Origin of the sequence: Marinococcus sp. PL1-022, from assembly GCF_033845285.1 — a bacterium.
Classification (GTDB): Bacteria; Bacillota; Bacilli; order Bacillales; family Marinococcaceae; genus Marinococcus.
The window spans coordinates 1,836,009-1,860,241 of record NZ_JAWXCX010000001.1 but is presented as its reverse complement, the minus strand read 5'-3'; the positions used below and the strand labels follow the sequence as shown (position 1 = coordinate 1,860,241).

Annotated in this window: 26 protein-coding genes; 21 read left to right on the top strand and 5 right to left on the bottom strand. The window is 44.1% G+C overall.

What is annotated here, in order from left to right; all coding sequences use genetic code 11:
- Positions 1–85: 85 nt before the first annotated feature.
- Positions 86–1,729, bottom strand: a complete 1,644-nt coding sequence (locus tag SIC45_RS09505; RefSeq protein ID WP_413645624.1) for a Na/Pi cotransporter family protein — start codon at positions 1,727–1,729, stop codon at positions 86–88.
- A gap of 291 nt (positions 1,730–2,020) precedes the next feature.
- Between SIC45_RS09505 and SIC45_RS09500 the strand changes: the two genes are divergently transcribed.
- The 6 genes from SIC45_RS09500 (at position 2,021) to SIC45_RS09475 (ending at position 9,104) form a co-directional block, all read left to right on the top strand.
- A complete protein-coding gene (locus tag SIC45_RS09500) occupies positions 2,021–3,037 on the top strand; it encodes a Gfo/Idh/MocA family oxidoreductase (RefSeq protein WP_319631990.1) in 1,017 nt (338 codons plus the stop codon).
- 127 nt (positions 3,038–3,164) lie between these two features.
- Positions 3,165–4,328: a Gfo/Idh/MocA family oxidoreductase gene (locus tag SIC45_RS09495; RefSeq protein ID WP_319632957.1), complete on the top strand. Its 1,164-nt coding sequence runs from the start codon at positions 3,165–3,167 to the stop codon at positions 4,326–4,328.
- A gap of 13 nt (positions 4,329–4,341) precedes the next feature.
- Positions 4,342–5,382 (top strand): inositol 2-dehydrogenase, encoded by a 1,041-nt coding sequence (iolG, locus tag SIC45_RS09490; RefSeq protein WP_319631989.1) that lies wholly within the window; start codon positions 4,342–4,344, stop codon positions 5,380–5,382.
- A 21-nt stretch (positions 5,383–5,403) separates the two neighbouring features.
- A complete protein-coding gene (locus SIC45_RS09485) occupies positions 5,404–6,231 on the top strand; it encodes a sugar phosphate isomerase/epimerase family protein (RefSeq protein WP_319631988.1) in 828 nt (275 codons plus the stop codon).
- 163 nt (positions 6,232–6,394) lie between these two features.
- On the top strand, positions 6,395–7,834 hold the full coding sequence (locus tag SIC45_RS09480) for a sugar porter family MFS transporter (protein ID WP_319631987.1): 1,440 nt from the start codon (positions 6,395–6,397) through the stop codon (positions 7,832–7,834).
- A 241-nt stretch (positions 7,835–8,075) separates the two neighbouring features.
- Positions 8,076–9,104 carry a LacI family DNA-binding transcriptional regulator gene (locus SIC45_RS09475; RefSeq protein ID WP_319631986.1) on the top strand — a complete coding sequence of 343 codons (1,029 nt, stop codon included), beginning with the start codon at positions 8,076–8,078 and terminating at the stop codon, positions 9,102–9,104.
- Between the two features lie 71 nt (positions 9,105–9,175).
- On the opposite strand, the gene SIC45_RS09470 is transcribed toward SIC45_RS09475, so the two are convergent.
- Entirely contained in the window at positions 9,176–9,511 is a 336-nt protein-coding gene (locus tag SIC45_RS09470) for a hypothetical protein (protein ID WP_319631985.1), read from the bottom strand.
- A gap of 499 nt (positions 9,512–10,010) precedes the next feature.
- Here SIC45_RS09470 and amaP point away from each other — a divergent pair, with 499 nt between their 5' ends.
- From amaP to SIC45_RS09430, 8 genes are all read left to right on the top strand, one after another.
- On the top strand, positions 10,011–10,559 hold the full coding sequence (gene amaP, locus SIC45_RS09465) for an alkaline shock response membrane anchor protein AmaP (RefSeq protein ID WP_319631984.1): 549 nt from the start codon (positions 10,011–10,013) through the stop codon (positions 10,557–10,559).
- A gap of 12 nt (positions 10,560–10,571) precedes the next feature.
- A complete protein-coding gene (locus tag SIC45_RS09460; RefSeq protein ID WP_319631983.1) occupies positions 10,572–10,784 on the top strand; it encodes a DUF2273 domain-containing protein in 213 nt (70 codons plus the stop codon).
- A gap of 54 nt (positions 10,785–10,838) precedes the next feature.
- Positions 10,839–11,270: an Asp23/Gls24 family envelope stress response protein gene (locus SIC45_RS09455; protein ID WP_319631982.1), complete on the top strand. Its 432-nt coding sequence runs from the start codon at positions 10,839–10,841 to the stop codon at positions 11,268–11,270.
- A gap of 153 nt (positions 11,271–11,423) precedes the next feature.
- Positions 11,424–12,794, top strand: coding sequence for a DUF2254 domain-containing protein (locus tag SIC45_RS09450; RefSeq protein WP_319631981.1), 1,371 nt, complete (start codon positions 11,424–11,426; stop codon positions 12,792–12,794).
- A 219-nt stretch (positions 12,795–13,013) separates the two neighbouring features.
- Positions 13,014–13,796 carry a hypothetical protein gene (locus SIC45_RS09445; protein WP_319631980.1) on the top strand — a complete coding sequence of 261 codons (783 nt, stop codon included), beginning with the start codon at positions 13,014–13,016 and terminating at the stop codon, positions 13,794–13,796.
- A gap of 51 nt (positions 13,797–13,847) precedes the next feature.
- Positions 13,848–14,501 (top strand): hypothetical protein, encoded by a 654-nt coding sequence (locus tag SIC45_RS09440; protein ID WP_319631979.1) that lies wholly within the window; start codon positions 13,848–13,850, stop codon positions 14,499–14,501.
- Between the two features lie 523 nt (positions 14,502–15,024).
- Entirely contained in the window at positions 15,025–15,687 is a 663-nt protein-coding gene (locus SIC45_RS09435; RefSeq protein WP_319631978.1) for a 3D domain-containing protein, read from the top strand.
- A gap of 282 nt (positions 15,688–15,969) precedes the next feature.
- Positions 15,970–17,472 carry a malate:quinone oxidoreductase gene (locus tag SIC45_RS09430; RefSeq protein ID WP_319631977.1) on the top strand — a complete coding sequence of 501 codons (1,503 nt, stop codon included), beginning with the start codon at positions 15,970–15,972 and terminating at the stop codon, positions 17,470–17,472.
- 103 nt (positions 17,473–17,575) lie between these two features.
- Here the strand turns inward: SIC45_RS09430 and SIC45_RS09425 are convergent, their stop codons facing one another.
- Entirely contained in the window at positions 17,576–17,902 is a 327-nt protein-coding gene (locus SIC45_RS09425; RefSeq protein WP_319631976.1) for a hypothetical protein, read from the bottom strand.
- A 224-nt stretch (positions 17,903–18,126) separates the two neighbouring features.
- Here SIC45_RS09425 and SIC45_RS09420 point away from each other — a divergent pair, with 224 nt between their 5' ends.
- The 5 genes from SIC45_RS09420 (at position 18,127) to SIC45_RS09400 (ending at position 21,110) form a co-directional block, all read left to right on the top strand.
- Positions 18,127–18,999, top strand: coding sequence for a DMT family transporter (locus tag SIC45_RS09420; RefSeq protein ID WP_319631975.1), 873 nt, complete (start codon positions 18,127–18,129; stop codon positions 18,997–18,999).
- A gap of 125 nt (positions 19,000–19,124) precedes the next feature.
- On the top strand, positions 19,125–19,730 hold the full coding sequence (locus SIC45_RS09415; RefSeq protein WP_319631974.1) for a class I SAM-dependent methyltransferase: 606 nt from the start codon (positions 19,125–19,127) through the stop codon (positions 19,728–19,730).
- A 168-nt stretch (positions 19,731–19,898) separates the two neighbouring features.
- Complete coding sequence (locus tag SIC45_RS09410; RefSeq protein ID WP_319631973.1) at positions 19,899–20,177, top strand: hypothetical protein; 279 nt, start codon at positions 19,899–19,901, stop codon at positions 20,175–20,177.
- 218 nt (positions 20,178–20,395) lie between these two features.
- Positions 20,396–20,878 (top strand): DUF2975 domain-containing protein, encoded by a 483-nt coding sequence (locus SIC45_RS09405; protein WP_319631972.1) that lies wholly within the window; start codon positions 20,396–20,398, stop codon positions 20,876–20,878.
- 10 nt (positions 20,879–20,888) lie between these two features.
- The gene (locus tag SIC45_RS09400; RefSeq protein ID WP_319631971.1) at positions 20,889–21,110 is read left to right on the top strand and encodes a helix-turn-helix transcriptional regulator; all 222 of its coding nucleotides are present in this window, start codon (positions 20,889–20,891) and stop codon (positions 21,108–21,110) included.
- Between the two features lie 309 nt (positions 21,111–21,419).
- Here the strand turns inward: SIC45_RS09400 and SIC45_RS09395 are convergent, their stop codons facing one another.
- Positions 21,420–22,253, bottom strand: a complete 834-nt coding sequence (locus SIC45_RS09395; RefSeq protein ID WP_319631970.1) for a LysR family transcriptional regulator — start codon at positions 22,251–22,253, stop codon at positions 21,420–21,422.
- Between the two features lie 36 nt (positions 22,254–22,289).
- Here SIC45_RS09395 and SIC45_RS09390 point away from each other — a divergent pair, with 36 nt between their 5' ends.
- Both SIC45_RS09390 and SIC45_RS09385 read left to right on the top strand, forming a co-directional pair.
- Positions 22,290–22,637, top strand: a complete 348-nt coding sequence (locus SIC45_RS09390) for a DMT family transporter (protein WP_319631969.1) — start codon at positions 22,290–22,292, stop codon at positions 22,635–22,637.
- Positions 22,637–22,951 (top strand): multidrug efflux SMR transporter, encoded by a 315-nt coding sequence (locus SIC45_RS09385; RefSeq protein ID WP_319631968.1) that lies wholly within the window; start codon positions 22,637–22,639, stop codon positions 22,949–22,951. Before SIC45_RS09390 ends, SIC45_RS09385 begins: the two co-directional genes overlap by 1 nt.
- 68 nt (positions 22,952–23,019) lie before the next feature.
- Here SIC45_RS09385 and SIC45_RS09380 read toward each other — a convergent pair whose 3' ends face one another.
- The gene (locus SIC45_RS09380; protein WP_319631967.1) at positions 23,020–24,198 is read right to left on the bottom strand and encodes an MFS transporter; all 1,179 of its coding nucleotides are present in this window, start codon (positions 24,196–24,198) and stop codon (positions 23,020–23,022) included.
- Between the last annotated feature and the right edge of the window lie 35 nt (positions 24,199–24,233).

Here is a 24,233-nt window from a genome sequence, read left to right as displayed (position 1 = left end):
GTTTAAAAATGGTAAATAAGCATGATAGAGATTAGCAATTTGGCCAAAAAAGCAGCGCCCAAACTGTAAGGGCGCTGCCTGTTCATCAATTGCTTTGTTTCATTTTATGATCGTCATCGAGAACGGTTTCCGCAATATTTACCGCATGGTCTCCGATACGCTCTAAATTACTCAGTATGTCAACAAACACAATGCCCGCAGAACCGGAGCACTGGCCTTCATTCAGGCGCAGAATATGCTTTTTGCGCAACTGCCGTTCAAGCCGGTCAATCTCTTCTTCCTGCGTCAGTACCTGTCCGGCAATTTCATGGTCATCCTGCTCAAGCGCTTCAATTGATCGGGAAAATGTGCTCATCGTTAATTCGTACATCTGATTTAAATCCTTATAGGCTTCCGGAGACAGAGTCACTTTGTTGGATACCTGATAATCAACAAGCTCCATCAGGTTTTCAACATGGTCGCTCACGCGTTCAATATCTCTAGTGGTATCCATCAAAACCGAATGCTGGCGTGAGCTTTCGGATGACAGAGACCTTGAAGAAATGCCGGTTAAATAATTGGTAATATTTTTGTCGAGGTTATTGACAGCTTCTTCATAGCGGGTGATGTTTTCTGCATTTTTTTTATTTTTGGTTTCTAAATACGTTTCGCTCTGTTTCAGTCCCTTTTCTGCGTAAGCTGCCATTCGCAGGGTTTCCAGTTTTGCCTGATCGAGGGCGATGGAAGGAGACTGCTGTATAAACAATGGATCAAGGTGCTTTGTCTGGTAGTCAATTTCCTCTTCGCTACTAGGGATCATTCTGGTTACGATATAGGCAAGCACACCGACAAACGGCAGCTGAATCAGCATGTTGGTCACGTTGAAAATGCCGTGTGCGAACGCAATCGTCATCGGCGGGTTAAGCTGCAGGGTATCCTGCAGATAGCTGATAAATGCAGTGTAGGGAACGAGCAATACCAATACAATTGCTGCCCCCAGAACGTTAAAGATTACGTGAATCATTGCTGCCCGTTTGGCTGCGACAGAGGCGCCAATGGCAGCAATCACCGCTGTGATCGTCGTACCGATATTGTCTCCAAATAGAATTGGCAGCGCGGCATCAAGGGGAATGGCTCCCTGGCTGAACAATTCCTGAAGGAGCCCGATTGTCGCTGATGAGCTCTGCAGACCAACGGTGAACAACACTCCGACCAGTACGCCAAGAAGCGGGTTAGTGCTCATACTGATCGTTAAATCATTAAAGGCCGGAAGGTTTTCTAAAGGTGCGACCCCCTCGCCCATTAATGTTAAACCGTAAAACAAGGCACCAAAGCCGAAAAAGGTCTGGCCGATATTGTTGGTTTTTTTGTTTTTAAAGAAAAAGATCAGTACTGTTCCAATAAATAAAATTGGCAGTGCATAAGCTTCCAGATCGATACCGATAATGAAAGCCGTAACAGTGGTTCCTATATTTGCGCCCATGATAACGCCGATGGCCTGGCGCAGAGTCATAAATCCTGCACTAACAAGCCCCACGGTTAAGACAGTAGTGCTGGAGCTTGACTGAATGAGTATCGTGACCACCATCCCAGTAAGGACGCCAAGAAACGGGTTGGTTGTAAATTTATCTAAAAGGTTGCGCAGTCCGTCACCGGCAATTTTCTGGAGTCCATCTCCCATGAATTTAATACCAAATAAAAAAATGCCCAAACCACCGAAAAACGTAAACAAAAGCGATTGAATATCCAAAACAATGATTCCTCCCCTTGATGTCTATCTAAAACAGGTTACTGCATTACCCTCTACATTTTTAAAGCATTAGAACCCGTGGTGTAAATAAAGGAATTGTTAAGATTTTGTAAAGGTAGGAAGGAGGGAAGCGAGGGAAAAGAATTCCTTTCATATCTATAGTACAAGTAAAAGTATACAAATTCACAAAAATAGAAGAAAAATATTTGAAAGGGTTTACATATAGAGTCGAATTAATTACAATGAGTTTATATTACGAAAGCGCTTACTCTAATCTTAGGAGGTTCACATATGAAAAAAGTGAAAGTGGGTTTTTTAGGATCAGGCTTCATTGCTTCTGTACACGGCTCTATTCTTCAGGAAGACGAGCGGGTGGAGATCACAGGAGTCGCTGACATTGTACTGGATAATGCCAGAAAATTAGCGGACTCCCTGGAAGGAAATGTGCAGGCTGTGGAAACTCTGGAGGAACTGATCGCCTTAGGCGTCGATACTGTATACGTGACCACGCCGAATACAACGCACGTGGGGCCTGTCGTTAAATGCCTGGAAGCAGATTTGAATGTATTCAGTGAAAAACCGATGGCTGTGACAGAGGAGGGCGCTGAAAGAATCCGTGAAGCAGCGAAGGGATCAAAGGGTGTCTACAATTTAGGGATGAACCGCCGGTATGCCAGCACCCATAAAAAGGTGAAGGAATGGATTGAGGGTGGAGCACTCAACCCTCATCTCGGGCAGTTTAAGCTCAACCGGGGAGAACTGCTGAAGCCTGCATGGACAGCGGATTCGAATAAAACGGGTGGGTTCCTGTATGAAACGACCATTCATCAAATTGACCTGCTGCCTTACTTTTTCGGCCCGGTGAAAACTATTCGTTGTGAAGCAAGACAAAACATTTCTGATAATGAATTTGATGATTTTGCAGTGCTGGTAACATTTGAAAATGGTGGTATTGCCACGCTTGTATCCTCTGCTCATTCCGGCTGGAGCTTTCCATTTGAAACCATCGAAATTTACGGGAAATATTCTACAGCTACAACAGCAGAGCTCGAAACGGTGCGATTGTCTCCCGGGCTGAAGCAACAGATGATAGCCGAGGATTACACCCAGGTGCCATTTTATGAAAAGGGCGGCTATGTCGAAGAGGACAGACTGTTCATTGACGCACTCATCAATAACACGGCCCCGCCGGTGGACGTGGAGGATGCTTATCAGTTAACGATGCTCATAAATGCTATTTATGAAAGTGCCGGAACAGGCGAAGAAATTGATTTTGCGAGCCGGATAAAAGCATTAAAAAAGGCATAAAATTTTAAAGAATTACTTAAGCGCTTACGTAATTGTCAAAAGGTAAGCATATGCAGATCCCTGAACAGAGAGAATATATGGAGGTGGAGAAATAGTGGGAGAAGAAAAGAAAACGATTAATGTCGGAATGGTGGGCTACAAAATGATGGGAAGGGCTCACAGCCATGCGTACCGCGATGTTCCCTTCTATTTTGACAGTCCGGTAACGCCCAGACTCGATACGATCGTCGGAAGGGACTCTTCACGGGTCGGACCGGCTGCTGAAAAAATGGGCTGGGCCCGCCATGCAACAGACTGGCGCTCTCTTATTGACCGCAGAGATATTGATTTAATTGATATCGTAACCCCAAATGATACCCACAGTGAGATTGCCATTGCAGCAGCGGAGGCCGGCAAGCACGTGCTGTGCGAAAAACCATTGGCATTATCCGTGGAAGAAGCCGTACGGATGCACGATGCTGTGAAGAAAAACAATGTTACCCATATGCTCTGCCACAATTACCGGTTTGCTCCGGCGGTTCAGTTTGCCAAACAGCTGATTGACAGTGGAAAACTGGGTCGTATTTATCATATTCGGGCAACATTTCTGCAGGACTGGCTGATGGATCCCAACTATCCGCTTACCTGGCGCATGCAGAAAAATATTTCGGGCTCGGGCACGCTTGGCGATCTGGGTGCTCACATCATTGACCTTGCCAGATTTCTGGTTGGGGAGTTTGACGAAGTAGCGGGGATGATGAAGACCTTCGTTAAAGAGCGTCCACTTGGTGACACCGTGCACAATCTCCAGACAGAGATTCGTGAAGGCGAATGGGGCGAGGTAACGGTGGATGATGCCTCTGCTTTTCTGGCCACTTTTCAAAACGGGGCGATGGGCACATTTGAAGCCTCCCGTTTCAGCCGGGGCAACCGTGCGGGCAACCGTTTTGAGATCAACGGGGAAAAAGGATCCATCCGCTGGGATATGGAAAACATGAACAATTTAGAGGTTTACTTTGAAGAAGACGAAGCGGGACTGCAGGGATTCAAAACCATTAACTGTACGGAAGCGGAGCACCCTTTTGCCGGAAATTATTGGCCGGCAGCCCATATCCTCGGGTATGAGCATACCTTCGTCAATTTGATTGCTTCTCTGATGGACAATATTGGGAATAAAACAAGCGCAGCACCGAATTTTGAAGACGGAGTGATGAACCAGGCGATCCTGGAGGCTGTCGAGCGTTCCGTACACAGACGCGGATGGACGGCCGTTTCTGAAATATATAAGCCAGACAGTGTTGAAATTAACTAAAGGAGGGCTTGTCATGGCACAGCAGGATATACGGGTAGCGGTTTTAGGTCTTGGAAGACTGGGGATGTTTCACGCAGGCAATATGATGAATAAAGTAAAGGGAGCAGAGCTCGTGCTGATTTGCGATCCGATCGCCGAGCATGCACAAAGGGCTGCAGACCAGCTTGGGGTGCCGGCGTGGACAGCGGAGCCGGAGGAAGTTTTTCAGAACCCGGACATTGATGCAGTAGTAATCGTTACACCAACGAGCACGCATGCAGAAATGATTACAAAGGCGGCCCGCAGCGGCAAGCAGATATTTGTGGAAAAACCGCTCACTTCCACGATTGAAGAGGCTGATGAAGTCATTGAAGTGGTGAAAAAAGCGGACGTCATCTGCCAGGTTGGCTTCATGCGCAGATACGACCCGGGATACTTTGATGCCAAGCAGCGTATTGATGCCGGTGAAATCGGGAAGCCGATTTATTTTAAGGGCTTCACCCGCGACAGCGGTTCCCCGCCAGCCTCCTTTATTAAAAACAGCGGTGGTATCTTTTTAGACTGCTCTATTCATGATTTTGATATAGCACGGTATTTAATGAGCTCGGAAATCTCCTCGGTTTCTGGTCACGGACGGATTTTAATGAATCCATTCATGGAAGAATATAATGACGTGGATCAGGCGATTACTTATCTTGAGTTTGAAAACGGCGGGGCAGGCGATGTTGAAGCAAGCCGGAATTCCCCGTATGGCCACGACATTCGCGCTGAAATTATTGGAACAGAAGGTGCCATCTTTGTCGGTTCCCTGCGTAACAGCGACGTCACCGTTCAAAGCAGCACAGGCAGCAATCATGAGATTGTACCTAACTTTCAGATGAGATTCCGGGAGGCATATGTGCAGGAGCTTGAACAATTTATTAAATGTGTAAAAGGAGAAGAAAGCCCGCGGGTTACATCAGTGGATTCCAAAATCAACATGCAGGTAGCGCTCGCAGCCACCCGTTCCTATATGAATAACGGAGAGCGTATCAATATGCAGGAGCTGTACCAGGACAAAGTTTACGTACTGTAAAAAAGAAAGGTGGACGAAGAGATGCTGTATGGGTTAAACGGCTCTACGACAGATCAATGCACCCTGGAAGAAGATATTCTCGTTGCCGGGCATGCGGGCTATGATGTAGTGGAGCTAAGGACGTATAAGCTCGAAGCCTTTTTGAAGGAGCATACACTTGACGACCTGGCTAAGCTGTTTGAGCAGACATCCGTTAAGGCAGACGCCATCAATGCCATCGAGTTCTTTAACCTGAAGCATGGAAAGAAACGCGAGCAGGTATTAAAGGATACAGAAAAATGGTGCCAAATTGCTCATGCAGCTGGTTCCTCCTATATCATTGCTGTGCCGAGTCCGAGACCGCCGGACGTGTCAGATGAAGAGATCATCAAAGACAGCGTACAGATGCTTCACGAAATGAGCGACATTGCAGAAAAATACCAGGTGAACATCGCACTTGAATTTATAGGCATCGAAAATTTTTCGGTGAAAACCCTGGAGGCTGCCAGAGAAATTATGGATGAGGTGAGCCGTGAAAATGTCGGGCTCGTTTTAGATGTTTTTCACTTTTACACTGGCGGCTCGTCTCTGGATGCTATTGATGACACGCCGGCAGAAAAAATATTTGTTTTTCATATTAACGATGCAGAGCATGCACGAGTAGAAGAGCTTGAAGATAAAGACCGTATTTTTCCGGGCCTTGGGGTTATTCCGTTGAAGGAGATCGGAGAAAGAGTGCAGCAAAAGGGAAATATACGTATGGTTGGTCTGGAGCTGTTTCGTCCCGACTACTGGGAAATGGAAAAATACCACTTAGGAGAGCAGTCTTACCGGTATGTCAAAGAAGCATCGGATAAAATGTTTGTGTAAGGGTCAGATAATTCTTACAAATAACTTTCCAGCAGGCAGTAAAAAGCTTTCAGTGAATAAACTTCTTTCTCGAAACGACGAAAACGGAAACTCATATTGAGCCTAGTTCCTTTAAGGAAAGAAAGGAGGAAGGGAGGGAGCAACATTCCCTTCTTACATTCAAATGAAAAACAGTCAAAAATTCTACATTGTGTCAGTGGCGCTCGTTGCTTCGCTGGGAGGACTGCTTTTTGGGTACGATACAGCAGTTATTGCCGGGGCGGAACAATCTGTGCAGCTGTATCTGGTAGACAGCTTAGGGCTGGGGTCGCTGGTCCATGGCTTGACCGTCTCAAGCGCACTTGCCGGTTGTATAATCGGAGCCCTGATATCAGGGATAATTGCTAACAGTATCGGCCGGCGGAATACGCTGATTATTGCCGCGACATTATTTGCTTTGTCAGCCCTGGGCTCTGCTTATCCGGAGCTGTTCTTTTTCACGCGGGGAGAACCGACATTATCTTTACTGATTACATTTAACCTGTACCGTATTCTCGGTGGTATTGGTGTAGGCCTTGCCTCGGCGATCGCGCCAGTATACATTAGTGAAATGAGCCCCCAGCATATCCGGGGAAAGCTGGTTGTCTTGTACAATATGGCTGTTGTTTTCGGACAGACTGTAGTTTACATCGTCAACTGGGGGATCGTGCGCGGTCAGTCGAGCGCATGGGTTGATGACACCGGCTGGAGACTGATGTTTGCTTCGGAGCTTGTGCCGGCAGCTCTGTTTTTCTTCCTGTTACTCTTTATACCGGAAACGCCAAGGTATCTGGCGCTTAAAAATGAAGATACACAGGCATATAACGTACTGGAAAAATTACAGGGGTCCAAGGAGGCCGCAAGCCGCACGCTTTCAAGCATCCAGGACTCACTTAAGACAAAGACCCAGAAGGTTAATCTGTTTTACTACGGAAAATTAGTGCTGGTGGTAGGCTTTACGATTGCGGTTTTGCAGCAGTTTATCGGAATCAACATCATCCTTTACTATGCTCCGCGTATTTTTGAAAGCCTCGGTGCCGGACAGTCCGCTTCGATGCTGCAAACTATATTAGTAGGGGCGATCGGCGTTGTTGTTTCCTTAATTGCTATTCGCCTGATTGACAGAAGCGGCAGGAAATTCCTGCTTTTGCTCGGCTCAGCAGGTTGTGCAATTTGTTTGTTCACTGTAGCGACACTGTTTTTCTCAGGTATCTACGGCGTCGCGACACTCGTATTCATTTTAGGATTTGTCGCGTTTTTCCAAATGACCTGGGGTGCTGTTACCTGGGTAATGCTTTCAGAAATATTTCCAAACAAAATCAGAGGCCAGGCTATGTCTTTAGCTGTGACACTCCTCTGGGGTGCTAATCTGACAGCTTCAGCTACCTTTCCACCGCTAAATGCAGCCTTTGGTGTCGGCTCGTTTATGATTTACGGCGCTGTCAGCACATTCGCCTTCTTCTTTATATGGAAGTTCGTGCCTGAAACGAAAAATAAATCACTCGAAGAAATTGAGCAGATCTGGTTTGATAAAAAATCTAAAAGCGATCAGGATAAAGCAGATAGACAGGCTAAATCTTCTTAAGACAGTGAAGATAATAAGTTTTTTAAAGCTATGCTGTCGTTAAATTAAACGTAAGAACGAAAAGCCGGAAAAATTCCGGCTTTTCGTAACTGAAAAACACTGCCAGAAAAAGCCCGGGGCAGGCTGTGAATGAAACGTAAGTAATTGAATATACAGTATTTATTTGTTTATAATAAAATGTCAATAAGTATAAATGATGAAGGAAAGAGGGACGTCAATAAGAAAGAGGAAGAGGAGAGAAATGAAACCAACCATATACGATGTGGCAGAACGGGCAGGAGTTTCGATTGCTACGGTGTCAAAAGTAATCAATGATAAAGCCGACGTCGGACAAAAAACAAAAAAACGAATACTAAAGATTATAGAAGAAGTAGGATATCACCCGAGCATGGTAGCTTCTGCGCTCACAGGCAAGCATACGCATACCATCGGGCTGGTGATTCCTGACATCGCAAACCCCTTCTTTGCGGAGCTCGCGAGAAGTGTAGAAGACACTGGACACGCAAATGGATACAGCGTGGTTATATGCAACACAGATAATGATCCGGAAAAGGAAGTCCAGTATCTTTGGTGGCTGAACCAAAAAAAGGTGGATGGAGTCGTTCTTGGCACCGGTATGCACAACATGGAAGCCCTCAAAGAATTTATGGAGCAGAACATTCCCGTGGTTCTGGTCTCGCGTGACATTCCAACCCTTGCTGTAAGCACTGTACTGGTGGATGATTTTCGGGGAGGCTACCTGGCGGCACAGCATCTGCTTGGTTTAAACCACCGAAAAGTGCTTTTGCTGGTTGGCGATTTAGATAATTCAAGCGAACAAAACCGTTTGAGAGGGTTTTACGCAGGATTTGAAGAGGCGGGGCTTTCTAAAAAGAATGTTAAAATTATCGAGGAACTGATGACGACCCAGCAGGCAGGTAATGCTGTCCTGGAGACGCTAAAAAAAGACATTAATGTCAGTGCGGCGTTTGCCCTGACAGATTTTCTGGCTATAGGATGCATCCAGGGAGCGAGAGAGACTGGAAAAAGCGTGCCGGAAGACTTCTCTGTAATAGGATTTGATGATACGTTTATTGCTGTTTTAAGCCATCCACCGCTAACCACGATCTCCCAGCCAATCGTGGAAATGGGGGAAATTGTTACTCAGACGCTTGTAGATCAGATTAAAGGAAAAAAACAGTCAAACAGAACAATTATTCTGACTCCGGAAATAAAAGTCCGGCAGACTACAGCCGAAAACAAAATGAGCCTGCAGGAACCTGTGCAATGAAGCACCAAGGCCTGGATGTCAAAAAAAGCAATGCCTTACCGTTTACAGGAAAGGCATTGCTTTTTTTGCAATTAATTGGTTTTACTGATCTCTGCCTGCCGGATTTCGGATTTCGTTTGTTCGATCAATTTATCACTCATATTAGCCATAGCCTGGGTGTGAGGGTTATAGCTGAAAAAAATGGCTGGGAGAGGGAAGGAAGCCTCCTTTGTTTCAGCCCAGACCTCTTCTATTTCTTCAGGCAGTTCATAAAAGCCCACGGCCCATACGTCCGGTAGCACGTGGCAGTGGCTGTTTCGAAGGTTTACGCTTTTTCCGTCACCAAACAGCTGCCCGCGGGTGTAGTGCCTCTCCACTAACGTGCCATCCTTTTGAAGCATCACTGCCCGGTATTTTGTTTCTTCCATAGTAGCTGCCTCTCTTTCTGTACAATTAATGTATTGAATGAAATCTAAGCTTCATGTTCCCGGTGAGGAGCAAAAATAAAAGTATTAATAGAGAGGGACGGTTTGTCTTTGCGACAGGACTGTTTTGAAGAAACATCTATGGCATAAACCTCAATAAAAAAACTTATAAATAATTATTCATCTTTTGTTTTATGGGATTTTAAAAGATTTTTATGTAGACCGCCGCTCATTTATGCAGCACATCCTTAATTTTACGAGATTATTAATAGAGTTCTTTAGTCCTAATTTCAATAATAAATCATCAAAAAAAGCGATAAAATCCGTTTAAGATCAATATATAGATCTGAATAGTCAAAAAGTCCATATATATTAAACATAATAAGTATATATATCACATAGTTTATTTTACTATCCTATGGGGGATACTGGGAATAGCACTTCGCTGCATATCTCAAGAAAAAGAGAACCGGGCGTTGATGCGGAGAGGAGGGGAGAGAGGGTGAATGGTTTTACTCGTCTAGTTGGATTTTTATTCGCGGTGGCTACCATTATTTTTTCGGTCGGGGCGCTTCTTTATCTTTTTGATATCGGTGCCAGCACTTCGGTAATCGATGGATGGATCAGCAGCAGCGTCGGCTTCTGGATCATTATCGGTATGGCGGTTTTTATTGGACTCATATCATTGGTAATGCTCGTAGCATCTTTATCAGGATCGTCCAGTTCCGCCGAAGGACTGAAAATCGAGACAGCGGATGGAACAATTGATATTACAAAAGCTTCTATTCGTTCCACTGTCCATCAAACACTTAAAAAATACACAGAACTCCGGTCCCCGCAGGTATCTGTTCAGATCCACCGCCGGCAGGAAGCGGTGACGATTCGAACGTCGTTTCATTTATTCCGGGAGACCGGTGCGCAGACGCTGACAAAAGAGGTTCAGCAGCGTGTGAAGGAAAATGTGGAAGCATGGCTCGAAGTTCCGGTGCGGGACGTAAGGGTAACTGTGCATGAGCCAAAGGTAGACAAGAAAAAAGCCCGTGTGGTGTAAGGAGGGAGACCCATGAAGGAAGAAACGTGGCAGCGGCTGCACCCATACAGAGGACGTATTATCAGCCTGCTGTTTGCAGTGGTGTTCAGTATATTATATCTTACTGTTGGCTTCGGACACGCCCTGGTGGTGCTCCTCTTCTTATTGATTGGGATCATTATCGGCAAAATTATTGACGGAGATCTGCGTATCGATCAACTGCTCACCTTTTTCTTTCAAAGGTAAAGCTTGGGATTTTTTTAAATCAGCATAATAAAACTATTGAAGGAGGTTTTTCCAATGGAAAACCAACCACAAACAAATACACCGGCTGAACGCAAGCAGGAAAGCAAATTAACGTTTGAAGATCACGTTGTGAAAAAAATTGCAGCTCTTTCGGCGCAGGAAGTCGATGGCATTCTGGAAATGAGCGGAGGATTTTTTGAGGAGATGTCTGAGCGTATCGGCAGTAATGACAATATTACTAAGGGCGTGAACGCTGATGTCGGAGAAAAGCAGGCTGCAATCGATATTTCCTGCATTGTGGAATACGGCAAAAGCATTCCAGGTATGTATGAACAGTTGAAACAGGTAGTTAAACGTGCAATCTCCGAAATGACAGGGCTGGAAGTAACAGAAATAAATATGCATGTAGAAGACGTGCTGACAAAAGAAGAGTACAAACAGAAGAAAACTAGCCGTCGCGATCAGCAGAATGATCGGGTTGAATAGTTTAGAGCCAGGCTTTCTTAAACGTTAAAAAGAGCACGCATTTGATAATAACCACCTTACTCTCCATGGGAGAAGGGTGGTTATTTTTACAGAATGTTCTTTAATACATGGACCTCCCCATATTTTGGTTGTATAAAGGAAAGGAAATGTGTCATGAGGCATCAACTGCGAAAACTATTTCCAAAAACACTGATGAAAATATTAAGCATGTCCAAACGACAACGCTGGCATGAACTCCGTGCGAGCCTGTGGATTCTTCCGGCCATTTATATTGTATGGGCTCTTCTGCTGGGCGTAGGTTCATATTTTTTGGAATACCGATGGGCGAGTAGTCTTCCAGTGCCGGCGTTTTTTTCTACAAGCTATGATTTAACCCAGACGATGTCGAGCGCCATGTTTTCCGGGGTGCTGACCCTGAACGCATTTACGTTTAACTCTATTTTAGTCGTGCTGACCAGTTTTTCGGGCCAGTTTACGCCGCGAATGCTTTTCAATTTTATTGCAGATAAACGAACGCAGCACGCACTGGGTATTTTTAATTTTTGTTTTTTTTATTTGATGCTCGTGTTTTTCTTTTTAAACGCCAATAGCGATGATTTTACCGTATTTCCGTTAGCTTCAGTGCTTGTAACAGCGTTCGCTGTTCTTAATTTCATTTTATTTATCAACCATGCAGCAAAATGGATGCAGGTGCCGAGCATTGTTAATCATATGAAGGAAGAATCACAGCAGCGTATTCTGAATACACTTCACTATGATTTGGAACCATTTCGTATAGAGGAGCCGCGGGATATTAATAAAGTCATCGATCAGGGAAAAGGACACACCATTGCAAGTGAAGCCACAGGGTTTTTACAGGTGCTGGATTATCAGGCGCTGATCCGGGAAGCCCAGAAGGACGACATCGTTATCCGGATGGACCGGCGGGTAGGTGATTTTGTAATGAAAGGCATACCACTGCTCACGTATTGGAAGAAAAGCATCCAGGCACTGGATGAAAACAAGTACCGGCGCATGATGTATTTAGGAGACCGTAAAACAGAAGTACAGGATCTTGAATATGGGATTACAAAGCTGACAGAAATTGCGATTAAAGCTGTAGGAAATAACGAGGAGCCAACGACTGCACAGGATGCCATATATCAATTGGCAGATCTGCTGCTTTCAATTTCTGATATTACCCGCTACTCCTCCTGTCTTACGGATAGCGAAGACCAGCTGCGAATGATTTTGCAGGAAGAGTCCTTTTCTTATTATGTATACTGTGCTTTCGGTCCTTTAAGCTCGTATGCCCGCGAGGACGCAGTGACTACATTAAATATTCTGGAAGCATTGGCTATATTGACGCAGGCTGTGAAGGCCCAGGATAAAGCATGCTGCTGGGAATATGCCTCTATTATTGCTGATAAATTCAGTGGAGATTTTGCTTTTGCTTATGAAAGGCACCAGTTTCATAATGCGCTGCAAAAGATGGCTGCTGAAGCAGAAGAGTGGGAAGTGTATCAAGCAAGTTTTGGGAACTAATTTACAACGGCAAAAGTATAAAGATGCGCTCATGCCACAATTAAATCAGCAGAGAAATGAAGAAAAAGAATAAACAGGATTTAATACTAATACGTGTGATTAAGGGGTATATAAGGTAAAGAAGCTTAAATTTGAAGAAATTTAAGGAAATTAGCAAATTCGACCACTGAAAATTTTAAGAAAAATCTCCGGAAACGGGCGGGAAATGAGGGATAACCGATGGCTTTAAGAGAATCAACCTCCGATGAATTCCAGCAATCGGCAGTAGTCATCGTCGATAATGGGGGAATGGAAGAAAAGGTAAATCTTCGGGTGTTAAGCAATAAAGCTATTAAAGCACTGGCAAAGGACAGTGGCTTAAAAATTAAATCAACCAGAAAACAGGATATGATTGATGAAATTATGAATCAGGCAGCCGGGTCTAAACTGACGATTGATAATGAGGAAGCAGAAAAGGCAGAAAACGTTTCCGGCAGTCAAAAAAATGAAGAGAATTACGCCGGGGTCATTATTACTAATAAAGACGGGAATGAAGAAGAAATTAACCTTTATTCCATGGAAAAACAGGCTCTTAAAAAACTGGCGGCAGACAGTGGGCTGCAAATAACGAAAGAAGATAAAGACAGTATGGTTCAGGAGATCATGAAGCAGGTAAACGAAGCGTATCAAGCGACAGAAGAAAAGCCTGTTGAGAATAATGACAATAACGGGTCTGAAAATGAAAAGGAGAACAGCGGCGAAGAAAAATCAGCTCCGGCGTCTTCCTCTTTTCTTTCGAAGGCCGCACATGAAAGCCTCGTCCGTGACATTACACATACTCTGGCTGCACAATGGAAGGAGGACATGTATGCAGAGTTAAAAGAAGAGCTCAGCCAGCAGGTAAAAAACGACTTTATGGAGAACTCATGGAATGATCTGGTGAAGGAAATTAAATCAGAGGCTGCGAAAAACAGCAGAGGCAGCAAGAAAGCTTCTTCGATTAAGACCCTTGCCGACGAATAAAGGTTCGGCAGGGTCATGCACGCTCGGCCAGTAAAGAAAGGGGAAAACATAATGAGTGATAAAAAAGATAAAGTTACCTATGGGCTGATGGCAGCCGGAAGCCTGATCGGAGGAGCTATTCCGATGATTACAAGGGGAATGAAAAAGAAAGACAGCAAAAACGAGTCCTCTGAGGATGCCAATGAAAAAACCAATGCTTCTGAGGAAGAAAACGAAAGCGGAGCTGCAGCTTCCTTTTTGAAGAAGCCTCTAAAAAAAGCTGGAGAAGCCAAGGAAAGTGTAAAGCAGACGGCAGAAAAGTCAAAAGCAAAGCTCCCTGGGGCAGGAGAGTCATCTTCAGAGAATAAAGGTAAAGAGCAAGTGCCCAAAAAAGCAAGAATGGTTTCTAAAAAAGACAGCAGACCGCAAATAAAAAACGCGGGAGGTACGACCGGCGACGCTTCTAAAGAAAAACCGGCGCCTTCTAAAAAGAAAAAATCCAAGCAGAATGGTCCCCGGCTTACTGAAGTAATGGACAGCGTTAACGCATTTTTCGAAAGCTATGTAGCTGAACCAAAGCGTATTACTTCTACAGAAGAAAAAGACGGCCTGTGGTACGTAAAGATCGATGTGCTGAACAACGATGGAAGGAAAACAAAGGTAGAAACTTACGAAGCCACCGTAGACGAAGAACTGGAGGTTACCTCGTACAAACAGGTGAAATAAATCTTATTATTGGGATTCAATACCGCCTCTGCAGACTTCTTAAAAGAAGAGCTGCAGAGGCTTTTTGTTATTGATGTGCTGCAGTAAAGCGAAAAACCAAAAAATTTACCCCGTAAGGGCAAAATTCAAAAGCGTGTTTTTCATATATTTTTAGTAATGTTACGCAAAAAAGGTCTTGCTGTAATCACAGCGTAATATTGTAAATGTATTATCTTTAATAATAAGTGGAAATACGGCAGTTTTGCATGAAATGTGTGAGAGAAGACCCGTGAATTTTACATAATATGAAAAACTATTAAGGTTAGATTACAACTAAATTAATGTCATTGCCAATTGTGCTTTTTCAAGGCATAATCGGTAGCGTTGTGTTTAAGAGACGGCACAAAAAAACAACAGCAGGAAAACAACAATGAAAATCAGTGTAGTGACGATGTAAAGGCAAGTAAACATATAGGTGAACTTTTCAATGGACTTCGTCATCAGGACGAATAACAATATTATGATTACAAAGGATGAATTATTTATGATGAAAAAAACATTATTCGGTACAGCAATTACAGCAGGCGTAGTATTCGGAGCGCCACAGGCAGCAGACGCTTCCATCGGTGATCATGGTTCTATGACTTACGGCGACGTTAACTCTTCTGTTGCAGAGCTTCAGGACACGCTGAAAGAAAAAGGCTACTTCCACGGCTATACTGGTTCTACATTCGGCCCTAGAACGCTCAGCGCTGTAAAAGACTTCCAGGAGGCTAACGACATTTCTTCCCCAGCGGGCGACTACTTCGGCGTTGCCGGCCCACAAACACAGGCAGCTCTTGGCGGCTCTTCTGATTCTTCTGATGAAGAAGTAGCAGGCGCGTCGACTTCCGAGTCCTCTGAAAGCACAAGCGGCGGCGACAGCATGACGATGGAAGCTACCGCATACACAGCTGAATGTGCTGGCTGCAGCGGCATCACGGCGACAGGCGTTAATCTGAACAACGACCGTGACGCGAACGTCATCGCCGTAGACCCGGACGTGATCCCACTCGGTTCGACAGTAAAAATCGAAGGCATGGGCACGTATGAAGCAGCAGACACAGGCGGAGCGATCAATGACGACCGCATTGACATCCACGTACCAACGAAATCCGACGCATTCGCGTTTGGCCGTCAGGACGTTGAAGTAACAGTAGTCGACTAATTACCATAAAAGAAGCGAGCCGAAGCCGGGAACTATTCCCCAGCTTCGGTTTTTTAGCTTGAAAAAGGCTGTAAGAACTTTTGAATTGTATTAATTGTTTTTCTGTGATTATAAACGGTTATTATATTAATAATAATGATTTTAATCTTCGTCTAATAATGATAATCTATATTTGGTGTAAAATTATTGGAAAAGATGCCTCCCTGACGTGAACAAAATATGGCCGGAAGATATCCGCCAAAAGGAGACGTCTTTTTCTATTATGTAGGGAGTAGGAAAGTAATGAAAAAACAACAGGATGAAAAAGATATTGTTTTAATCGGGGCCGGAATTATGAGTGCAACGTTAGGTGCACTGCTGAAAGAGCTCTCCCCCGGCTGGAACATTAAGGTGTTTGAAAAGCTTGAGAAGCCGGGGGAAGAAAGTTCGAACGAATGGAATAATGCCGGGACAGGTCACGCGGCTTTATGTGAGCTAAACTATACAAATGAGCAGCCGGACGGCTCTGTTGACATCAGTAAGGCCATCAGCATTAATGAAAAGTTTCAGGTGTCCAAACAGTTTTGGTCCTATCTGGTAAAAAGTGACTTGATTCAAAATCCACGCGGCTTTATTATGCCTCTGCCGCATATCAGCTATGTGCGTGGCGATCACAACGTCTCGTTTTTGCGGACACGCTATGAAAAAATGTCTGCGCATCCGTTATTTTCAGGAATGGAGTTTTCGGAGGATCCGGAAGTGCTTGAAAAGTGGATGCCGTTAATGATGAAGGACCGTCAGATTGAAGAACCGATAGCTGCCTCTAAAATTGCAGATGGCACCGATGTGAATTTCGGCTCGTTAACGAGCCAGCTGTTTAGTCATCTGGAAAAGAACAATGTAGAAATGAAATATAACCATGACGTGGATGACATTACACGTAATGAAGACGGTACCTGGGAAGTGAAGGTGCGCAATCATCAAAAAGAAACGCTTGAACTTCATGAAGCGGATTTTGTGTTTATTGGCGGAGGCGGCGGAAGCCTGCACCTGCTTCAAAAATCCGGTATTCCAGAAGGAAGGGGCATTGGTGGCTTTCCGGTAAGTGGCCAGTTTATGGTTTGCCAGAATCCGGAGGTCGTCAACGGGCATTTCGGCAAGGTTTACGGCAAAGCGCCCGTTGGAGCACCACCAATGTCTGTGCCGCATCTGGATACGAGGTACATTAATAATCAGGAAACGCTTTTGTTTGGCCCGTTCGCCGGCTTCTCTCCAAAGTTTCTGAAGACGGGTTCACTGATGGACTTATTAAACTCCGTCAAGCCGGATAATTTGATTACAATGATGGCAGCTGGAGCCAAAAATATTCCGTTGACCAAGTATTTAATCAAAGAAGTGATGCTTTCCAAGGAACAGAGGATGGAAGAGCTGAGAGAGTTTGTTCCAAGCGCTAAAACAGAGGACTGGGAGCCGCTTGTAGCCGGCCAGCGGGTCCAGGTTATTAAGGATACCGAGGAAGGAAAAGGTATTCTGCAGTTTGGCACAGAAGTAATCAGCGCGGAAGACGGCTCCATAGCCGCGCTCCTTGGAGCGTCTCCGGGAGCTTCTACAGCAGTATCTATAATGCTCGAAATTATTGAAAAATGCTTTCCACAGCAGCTCAATGAATGGGAGCCGAAATTAAAAGAAATGATTCCTTCATACGGGGTTAACCTGTCGGAGAATCCAGAAATGATTGAAGAAATTCATAAATCTACCGAGCAGGTGCTTGGATTGAAAAATCAAAAGCAGCCGCAAATGATATAAATACGATGTTAACTATTTTAAAGCCTCTTTTCAGTTTAAACAGCTGAAAAGAGGCTTTTTAATGTGGTTTGAAAATAATGATCAATACAGGAAAGATTGAACGTTACTGGAAAAAGTAATCCCGGTAATAGTAGATTGTTATGATTAAAGCAAGAACAGTATACGCCAGTGCCACGAAGAAGGGTGTCGAGGAACGGAGACCACTGCGGGCTTGTGTTTCCATTCTAATACCAGTATCCCCCTGAGTCTGCATGCGAAAAGCATCGGAGGAAAAACCGCCGGAAGACGTGAACCAGCCAATTAAAATCACTGCAGCCAATCCGGTTAGAAACGAAAATTCAATATATCCCACAGAAAAAAGGAAGGCTGCGAGCCAATTGATGGAAGTGATGGCTATCAGCGTTATCAAACCGGATAATGATTTCTTCATCGTAAGGACTCCTTGGGTATTTATGATCAGCATGGTACTTTTCATAAGAATAAACAAAAATTTGAATTTTGTAAATATTATGTGGAGCATTTGTAGGTATTTAAGCACCGGAAAAAAGTAGCTGAAAATAGGAAATTATATACCGGAATTTTAAACACTGGTTTGATAAGATTCTTTATATCAAAACAAAAAGAGATGATAATAAAGGATGGAGAGAAGAAAGGATGAATAAATCAACAGCATTTTTACTGATAGTATCTATTATTGCCATTTCTTTTGCGGCGATATTTGTAAAATGGTCCGAAGCCCCGGCCACCATTCTCAGCATGTACCGCATGTATATTGCCAGTTTGTTTTTGCTCCCGTTTGTCTGGTTAAAGAGGAATGATTTCAAAAACATAAAAAAACAGGAATGGGTGCTTTTCGTCTTTTCAGGCGTTTTCCTCGGCATGCATTTTGCGCTCTGGTTTGGCTCATTAAAACTGACTACGGTGGCAAGCTCCACCATTATTCTGGCCCTGCAGCCGGTAGTAGCTCTGGCCGGCGGCTTTTTGATTTATAAAGAACGAATCAGTGTGCCGCAGCTGATTACGATCAGTCTGTCGATTTTCGGGGTAGTGATTATTGGACTGGGAGACCTGGGGCGCAGCAGCAGCTCTGCATTACTCGGCAACATGCTTTCCTTTTTTAGCGTGATAGCGGTGGTCGTCTATTTATTGATTGGCCAGCGTGTCGTGAAGCGGGTATCGCACTGGCTGTACAGCTTTATTGTGTTTTTCGTGGCCGGTGTATCGCTGCATGTTTTTAATGCAGTCTCTGGTATTCCAGTAAGGGGATACGGGGCTGAAGAGTGGCAGATATTTATGCTGCTTGCGATTCTTCCGACGATCGCCCACGTTATTTACAATCATCTGTTGAACTTTATTAACACGTCCACCATTTCCATGACGATTTTAGGGGAACCGGTTGGAGCTACCATTCTGGCGTTTTTCATTCTGGGAGAAGAAGTTGTCGTTCTGCAGATCATCGGCGGGATTATCGTGCTGCTCGGTGTTGGATTATTTTTAATTCAGCAGCAGAAAGCATATCAGCTGTAGAAATGATGAGGAAAATTTAAGGAACGGGAAGAATAGAAAATAGTATAATCGAAGTGAAAGCTTCTGTATTTTAATAACAGTCATCTCTAAACCGTGAGTAAATGGCAAAAAGAGGAGGGCTGAAAATGAACAATGAAAAACTGGTGCAGAAATTCAACAAACAGGCTTTTAAGCACGAGAAGCATAGAAGAGATGAAGCAGATAATAAATGGAGAAGAAAGATATGCGGATCGGTAAAGGGGAAAACATTGGAAATCGCGGTTGGGGCAGGGATGAATTATGCTTTTCTGCCTTACGACTCTGAATATACCGGGGTTGACTTCAGTCCGGATATGCTCGAGGCAGCAGCGGCTGGGGCAAAAGAATACAAAATAGATGCTGATTTTATTTTATCTGAAATAGAGCAATTATCATTTCCGGAAAATACATTTGATACGATTCTTTCCACAGGAACACTTTGCTGCTACAAAGATCCAGTTCGGGTATTGAATCTTTTAAACACATGGTGCAGGCAGGAGGGTCAGATTTTGCTGCTTGAACATGGATTAATGAACAATAAAGGCCTGCGTTGGCTGCAGCATTACCTGAATCCTTTACTTTTAAAATTATACGGCTGCCACCACGACCGGGATATTTTAGAAATAGTCGAGGCATCTGAGCTGCAAATTGTAAAACATGAACGGGTCCAGCTGGGAAATCTTTATCTGCTTTGGGCCAAGCCAGCCGGTTAACATAAGAAAGCAGAGCTGCTTGTTTATTGAAATCAGCTTTTTATCGTGTGGATTTCACATTCAACGATTAAGGAAGAACCTAAACGGAAATAAACGAAGAGAAGCAGTTATGTTTCTGCTGCTTCAAATCATTTTGCACGCGAGTGTTTAAACAGGAGGAGTATTTTAATGGCTAACCAGCCGAAAAGTTTAGAAGAACAGTTTGATGGGCAGGCCGAAGCAGAATTAATGCCAATCGCAAAGTATTACTTTGAATTGAAGCAGCAGGATAAAAGCGTTCACTGGGAGATTTCCATTGTGGACAAGGACGATGAAGAAGACCTCTTCATTGGCTGGGCCGAAGAATTGACTAACCGGAGCAATTACATTGAAGTGGATCCCATCCGGGCAAAGGACGGGGAAGACGCTACCAACCAGGTCATCCAAAGGATCAAAGAGCATATTTAATAGATAAATAAAAAATGCCCGAAAACAAATGATTAGCTCAGTAAGACAAGACTGGATCAATACCAGTCTTGTCTTATTTTTATTGAAAAACAGGCTCAGAGCTACTTTATTAATCGTTTTAGACAGTAAGTACATTTATTTTCGATTAGAAATAAAAATTTATCGATTATCAATACAATCAATGATAAAATAAAAGCATCAACAAGGAGGTGCCTTTCATGAAAAGAGGCTCTACGCTCTTTTTAAAGATAGCTGTGATTTGTATCGGACTGCCGGTACTTGCTTTATGTTTGTTCGGGCTGCCTGTGATTGCGGGAGAGGCTGCAGGCAGTGAAACGGGATTTGCTTATGTTATGTACGGAATTTTAGCTGTAATGTATGCAGCGGCAATACCCTTTTTTGTCGCTCTGTATCAGGCGTTCAAGCTCTTGAATTACATTGACAAAAACAAAGCGTTTTCAGAATTGGCTCTTAAAGCTTTAAAAGTGATCAAGTACTGTGCGGTCGCCATCAGCGGTTTATATGTAGTAGGAATGCCCCTGTTTTACATCTTCGCGGAATTAGATGACGCCCCGGGGGTCATCCTTATTGGAGCGGGCTTTGTATTTGCCCCTGCAGTAGTGGCAGTCTTTGCTGCTGTCCTTCAAAAATTATTTCAGCATGCGGTAGATATAAAATATGAAAATGATTTAACGGTCTGAGGTGAAAGCAATGGCAGTGATCGTCAACATTGACGTAATGCTTGCAAAAAGAAAATTGAGTGTAACCGAGCTTTCGGAAAGGGTGGGTATTACGATGGCGAATCTTTCGATACTGAAAAATGGCAAGGCAAAAGCTATACGTTTTTCCACTCTCGAAGCAATATGCAGGGCTCTGGAGTGCCAGCCTGGAGATATTTTGGAGTACCAGGAAGAAGAGGGTGGGGAAAATTAACTTGAAGCGATGGGAATTACTAGTTTATCCTTATTTCATTCAATTTTGATTAAGATTTTTAGCACCGATTAGAGTGGTTATTTAAGCTTAACACTTCAAATTGAAAGTCTAAATTAGAAGAAAAAAGACTTAAAATCAAAATAAGACAGCATTAAACAGAACGACTGTGGTGCAAACCTACAGTCGTTTTTAAGGTATTAACCCCCCTTTTTCTTTTATCAAAAAGGGTTTTTTGTATGCATATAACTTTTGGTTATATCTTCATCCATGATAAGTATTATGCACAACGAGGATATGCCGTTATAGTGTTTACAGATCGAAGCCTTTCCGAAGCATTTCCAGATAGATTTGATCTGTGGCAAACAAATACATGTCGCGGTGAAGAGGGGCATCCTGCAACGGGATAAAGACCACTCCTTTATAATCAACCTTCTGGACGATTATAGAAGGAAGATAGGAAATGCCGTACCCCTGGGCCACAAACCCCACAATAGCATTATAAGGAACCTCTATAATGGAAGGAGCCGAAACGTTGTAGTCATCTATAAGCCTTATGATTCGCTGATATAAAGGGGTGGGCGGACTGAGTATTTGCGGGTATTGGAAGCATTGGGTCATGGAAAGACATTCGTAATGTGCTAATGGATGATCGGCAGGAACTGCCGCAAAAAACTCGTCGTGAAATAAAAAAGCAGAAGCCAGGCCGTGGTACATGGATTGATCCTGGACAATAGCTGCATCGATGTCTCCTGAACGAATCAGCGGCAATAAATCGATTGTATCGTCTTTAATATGAGTGAGCTGAAGCTGAAAAGGGCTGAAGCTCTCCATACGCTGCGGAAAATAATACGAAGCCAGTAAAGGGTCAGCTCCTATGTGAATAATTCTGCTTTCCATATGCTTTTTCAGACGGGAGTGCAGCTGGTTTACAAGAGGTTCGATATCATCATACAGCTTTTCTCCTTTTTGAGTAAGCATCATCCCCTGCGAAGAACGAACGAAAAGTGAAAAACCAAGTACGCCTTCTAATTGTTTGATTTGTTTGCTTAAAGCCGGCTGGGAAATAAATAATTTTTTGGAAGCTCTGGATATGTTTTTTTCCTGGGCGACAGCCAGGAAATAATCCAGCATGCGCATATTCATCTGTACACATCCATTCTGAAAATAAAAGGAGTTTCTATGCTAAAATACTACACTTTACTGAGCTTTGCTATTGTTTTAGAAGTGATAGGCGCTGCCTATATGAAGGTGGCGAATGGTTTTGACAACCTGGAGGGCACTCTTATGGTTGCTTTTTGTTACATTGTAGCACTCAGCTGCTACATTATTCTTACTAATAACTACGAATTAGGAATTGTAAATGCCTTATGGGCAGGAGGAGGTACGGTTCTGGTCGTTTTGATCGGCTCCGTTATCTTTCAGGAAAGTATGTCTATTATTAAAGCCGCCGGGGTGTTATGTGTGGTGGCGGGAATGATTGGGCTGAATATTCCCGAACGGCAGCATGATGATAAAGAAGCTTGGTGATGGGAGCCTTATTGTTAACGACAAGCTTAGTGTTTGCTGTTATCGCAAACGTGGCAGTGAAATTATCCAGGGGGTTTCAGAAAAAGCTGCCAAGCGCTGCTGCCTATTTGTTATTTCTGGGATGCATTTATTTTCTGACCTTAAGCATTCAATATATGGACATCAGTATCGCGTATGCAATCTGGTCAGGGGTAATGGTTGCTGCGACGGCAACACTTGGTGCTCTTTATTTTCAGGAGCCGCTCACGAAAAAAAAACTTGTCTCCTTAGCATTGATCATTGCTGGCGTTTTAATGCTGCATCTTCAAAGTTAAATAAATCGCGTAAAAGGCATTAAGAGCAGAGGTGTATTTCACCTTTGCTCTTAGTTGTATTCTGAAATTTAAAGATAATATTGATCAGCCTGCTGATAAGCCCGTCGTGGGTTCTTTTTAATTTTTCTCGGCCCAAGATCCATCGCAAACACTCCGACGCCTCCGTAGACAGCGAAGGCCCAGGAATAATTAAATGCTCCGATTAACGCACCAGCAAAGAAAGAGCCAAGCACCTGACCGAGTGCAAGGAGTAAAAAAGGAGTGCCGATCCCAAGAGAAGCATTGTTGATAAATACCCGGATCCCCCAGACCATTAAGACGCCGGTAATAAAAATGTAGGAGGAACCAAAGCATGCAGCTGACAGGTAAACCAGCGCCCATTGTTCAGGAAACAGGGCAAGCAGTAAGGAGGAGGTACCGATAACCAGACTCGCCCATTTGTAAGCAAAGGGGAGACCCAGTTTTTCGATTAAAGCACCGGAAAACCCGCCCAGCACCCCTGAAGCCCCGATAACAATCCAAAAAAGGGAGGTTTCGCTGCCGCTGTACTGATTGGTGGAGGATAAAAAGTCGACAGAAAATGTCCAGAAAGCAGCGGTGGAAATTCCTAAAATGGTGGAACAGACGACTAAAGGAATTGCTCCTTCTACGCCCCGAAAAGAGAACTTCCCCCGCTCGAACATTACTTTCGGCTTTGGACCAAGGGAAGGAATCATTTTCGCATTCCATATAAATGCTATCAGAGCAATACCCGCATAGATCATATACGTCAGCCGCCATTCGGATGCGAGGAACAGAGCTCCGGCTCCTGAAAGCGCAAGGCCCATACTCGTGCCGGAATTAATCCACGTGTTAGCTTTGCCCTGCTGCTTTTCCTTAAGCCAGAGAGAAATTGCAGCTCCGTATGGAGGCGAAACAAATCCTGTGCTGGCTCCGGCAAGCAAAACGCCACCTCCAAGAAACCAAACGTTTGGGCTTACACTCATCATAACCAGGCCGAGAAAAGCGGAAGCGCCGGCAGCGAGTACCATCCCCCGCGGGCCTTTTTCCGTGGTAAATACCGTGGCAGCGACAATGGCAAAGCAATAGGAAAAATAAAATAGTGACGAAATAAAACCGGAAGTAGAAGGGCTCATGCCCAGGTCTTTACTGATACCTGGCAGAAGCAGTCCATAACTGAACCGGGCCAGGCCGTAAGCGACAGCAATCATAATAATTCCCGGGGCGACTAGTGCAGAAAAGCGCAATTTTCATAAACCTCCTTTTAGATAGAACGACCTTT

Coding starts and splice junctions, on each gene's coding strand:
- SIC45_RS09395 (WP_319631970.1), bottom strand. CDS start 22,253: ATGAATATGCGCATGCTGGATTATTTCCTGGCTGTCGCCCAGGAAAAA.
- SIC45_RS09405 (WP_319631972.1), top strand. CDS start 20,396: ATGAAAAGAGGCTCTACGCTCTTTTTAAAGATAGCTGTGATTTGTATC.
- SIC45_RS09415 (WP_319631974.1), top strand. CDS start 19,125: ATGAACAATGAAAAACTGGTGCAGAAATTCAACAAACAGGCTTTTAAG.
- SIC45_RS09470 (WP_319631985.1), bottom strand. CDS start 9,511: ATGGAAGAAACAAAATACCGGGCAGTGATGCTTCAAAAGGATGGCACG.
- SIC45_RS09480 (WP_319631987.1), top strand. CDS start 6,395: ATGAAAAACAGTCAAAAATTCTACATTGTGTCAGTGGCGCTCGTTGCT.
- SIC45_RS09400 (WP_319631971.1), top strand. CDS start 20,889: ATGGCAGTGATCGTCAACATTGACGTAATGCTTGCAAAAAGAAAATTG.
- SIC45_RS09455 (WP_319631982.1), top strand. CDS start 10,839: ATGGAAAACCAACCACAAACAAATACACCGGCTGAACGCAAGCAGGAA.
- SIC45_RS09410 (WP_319631973.1), top strand. CDS start 19,899: ATGGCTAACCAGCCGAAAAGTTTAGAAGAACAGTTTGATGGGCAGGCC.
- SIC45_RS09390 (WP_319631969.1), top strand. CDS start 22,290: ATGCTAAAATACTACACTTTACTGAGCTTTGCTATTGTTTTAGAAGTG.
- SIC45_RS09500 (WP_319631990.1), top strand. CDS start 2,021: ATGAAAAAAGTGAAAGTGGGTTTTTTAGGATCAGGCTTCATTGCTTCT.
- SIC45_RS09430 (WP_319631977.1), top strand. CDS start 15,970: ATGAAAAAACAACAGGATGAAAAAGATATTGTTTTAATCGGGGCCGGA.
- SIC45_RS09425 (WP_319631976.1), bottom strand. CDS start 17,902: ATGAAGAAATCATTATCCGGTTTGATAACGCTGATAGCCATCACTTCC.
- SIC45_RS09495 (WP_319632957.1), top strand. CDS start 3,165: ATGGTGGGCTACAAAATGATGGGAAGGGCTCACAGCCATGCGTACCGC.
- SIC45_RS09475 (WP_319631986.1), top strand. CDS start 8,076: ATGAAACCAACCATATACGATGTGGCAGAACGGGCAGGAGTTTCGATT.
- SIC45_RS09435 (WP_319631978.1), top strand. CDS start 15,025: ATGATGAAAAAAACATTATTCGGTACAGCAATTACAGCAGGCGTAGTA.
- SIC45_RS09485 (WP_319631988.1), top strand. CDS start 5,404: ATGCTGTATGGGTTAAACGGCTCTACGACAGATCAATGCACCCTGGAA.
- SIC45_RS09450 (WP_319631981.1), top strand. CDS start 11,424: ATGAGGCATCAACTGCGAAAACTATTTCCAAAAACACTGATGAAAATA.
- SIC45_RS09385 (WP_319631968.1), top strand. CDS start 22,637: ATGGGAGCCTTATTGTTAACGACAAGCTTAGTGTTTGCTGTTATCGCA.
- SIC45_RS09420 (WP_319631975.1), top strand. CDS start 18,127: ATGAATAAATCAACAGCATTTTTACTGATAGTATCTATTATTGCCATT.
- iolG (WP_319631989.1), top strand. CDS start 4,342: ATGGCACAGCAGGATATACGGGTAGCGGTTTTAGGTCTTGGAAGACTG.
- SIC45_RS09445 (WP_319631980.1), top strand. CDS start 13,014: ATGGCTTTAAGAGAATCAACCTCCGATGAATTCCAGCAATCGGCAGTA.
- SIC45_RS09460 (WP_319631983.1), top strand. CDS start 10,572: ATGAAGGAAGAAACGTGGCAGCGGCTGCACCCATACAGAGGACGTATT.
- SIC45_RS09440 (WP_319631979.1), top strand. CDS start 13,848: ATGAGTGATAAAAAAGATAAAGTTACCTATGGGCTGATGGCAGCCGGA.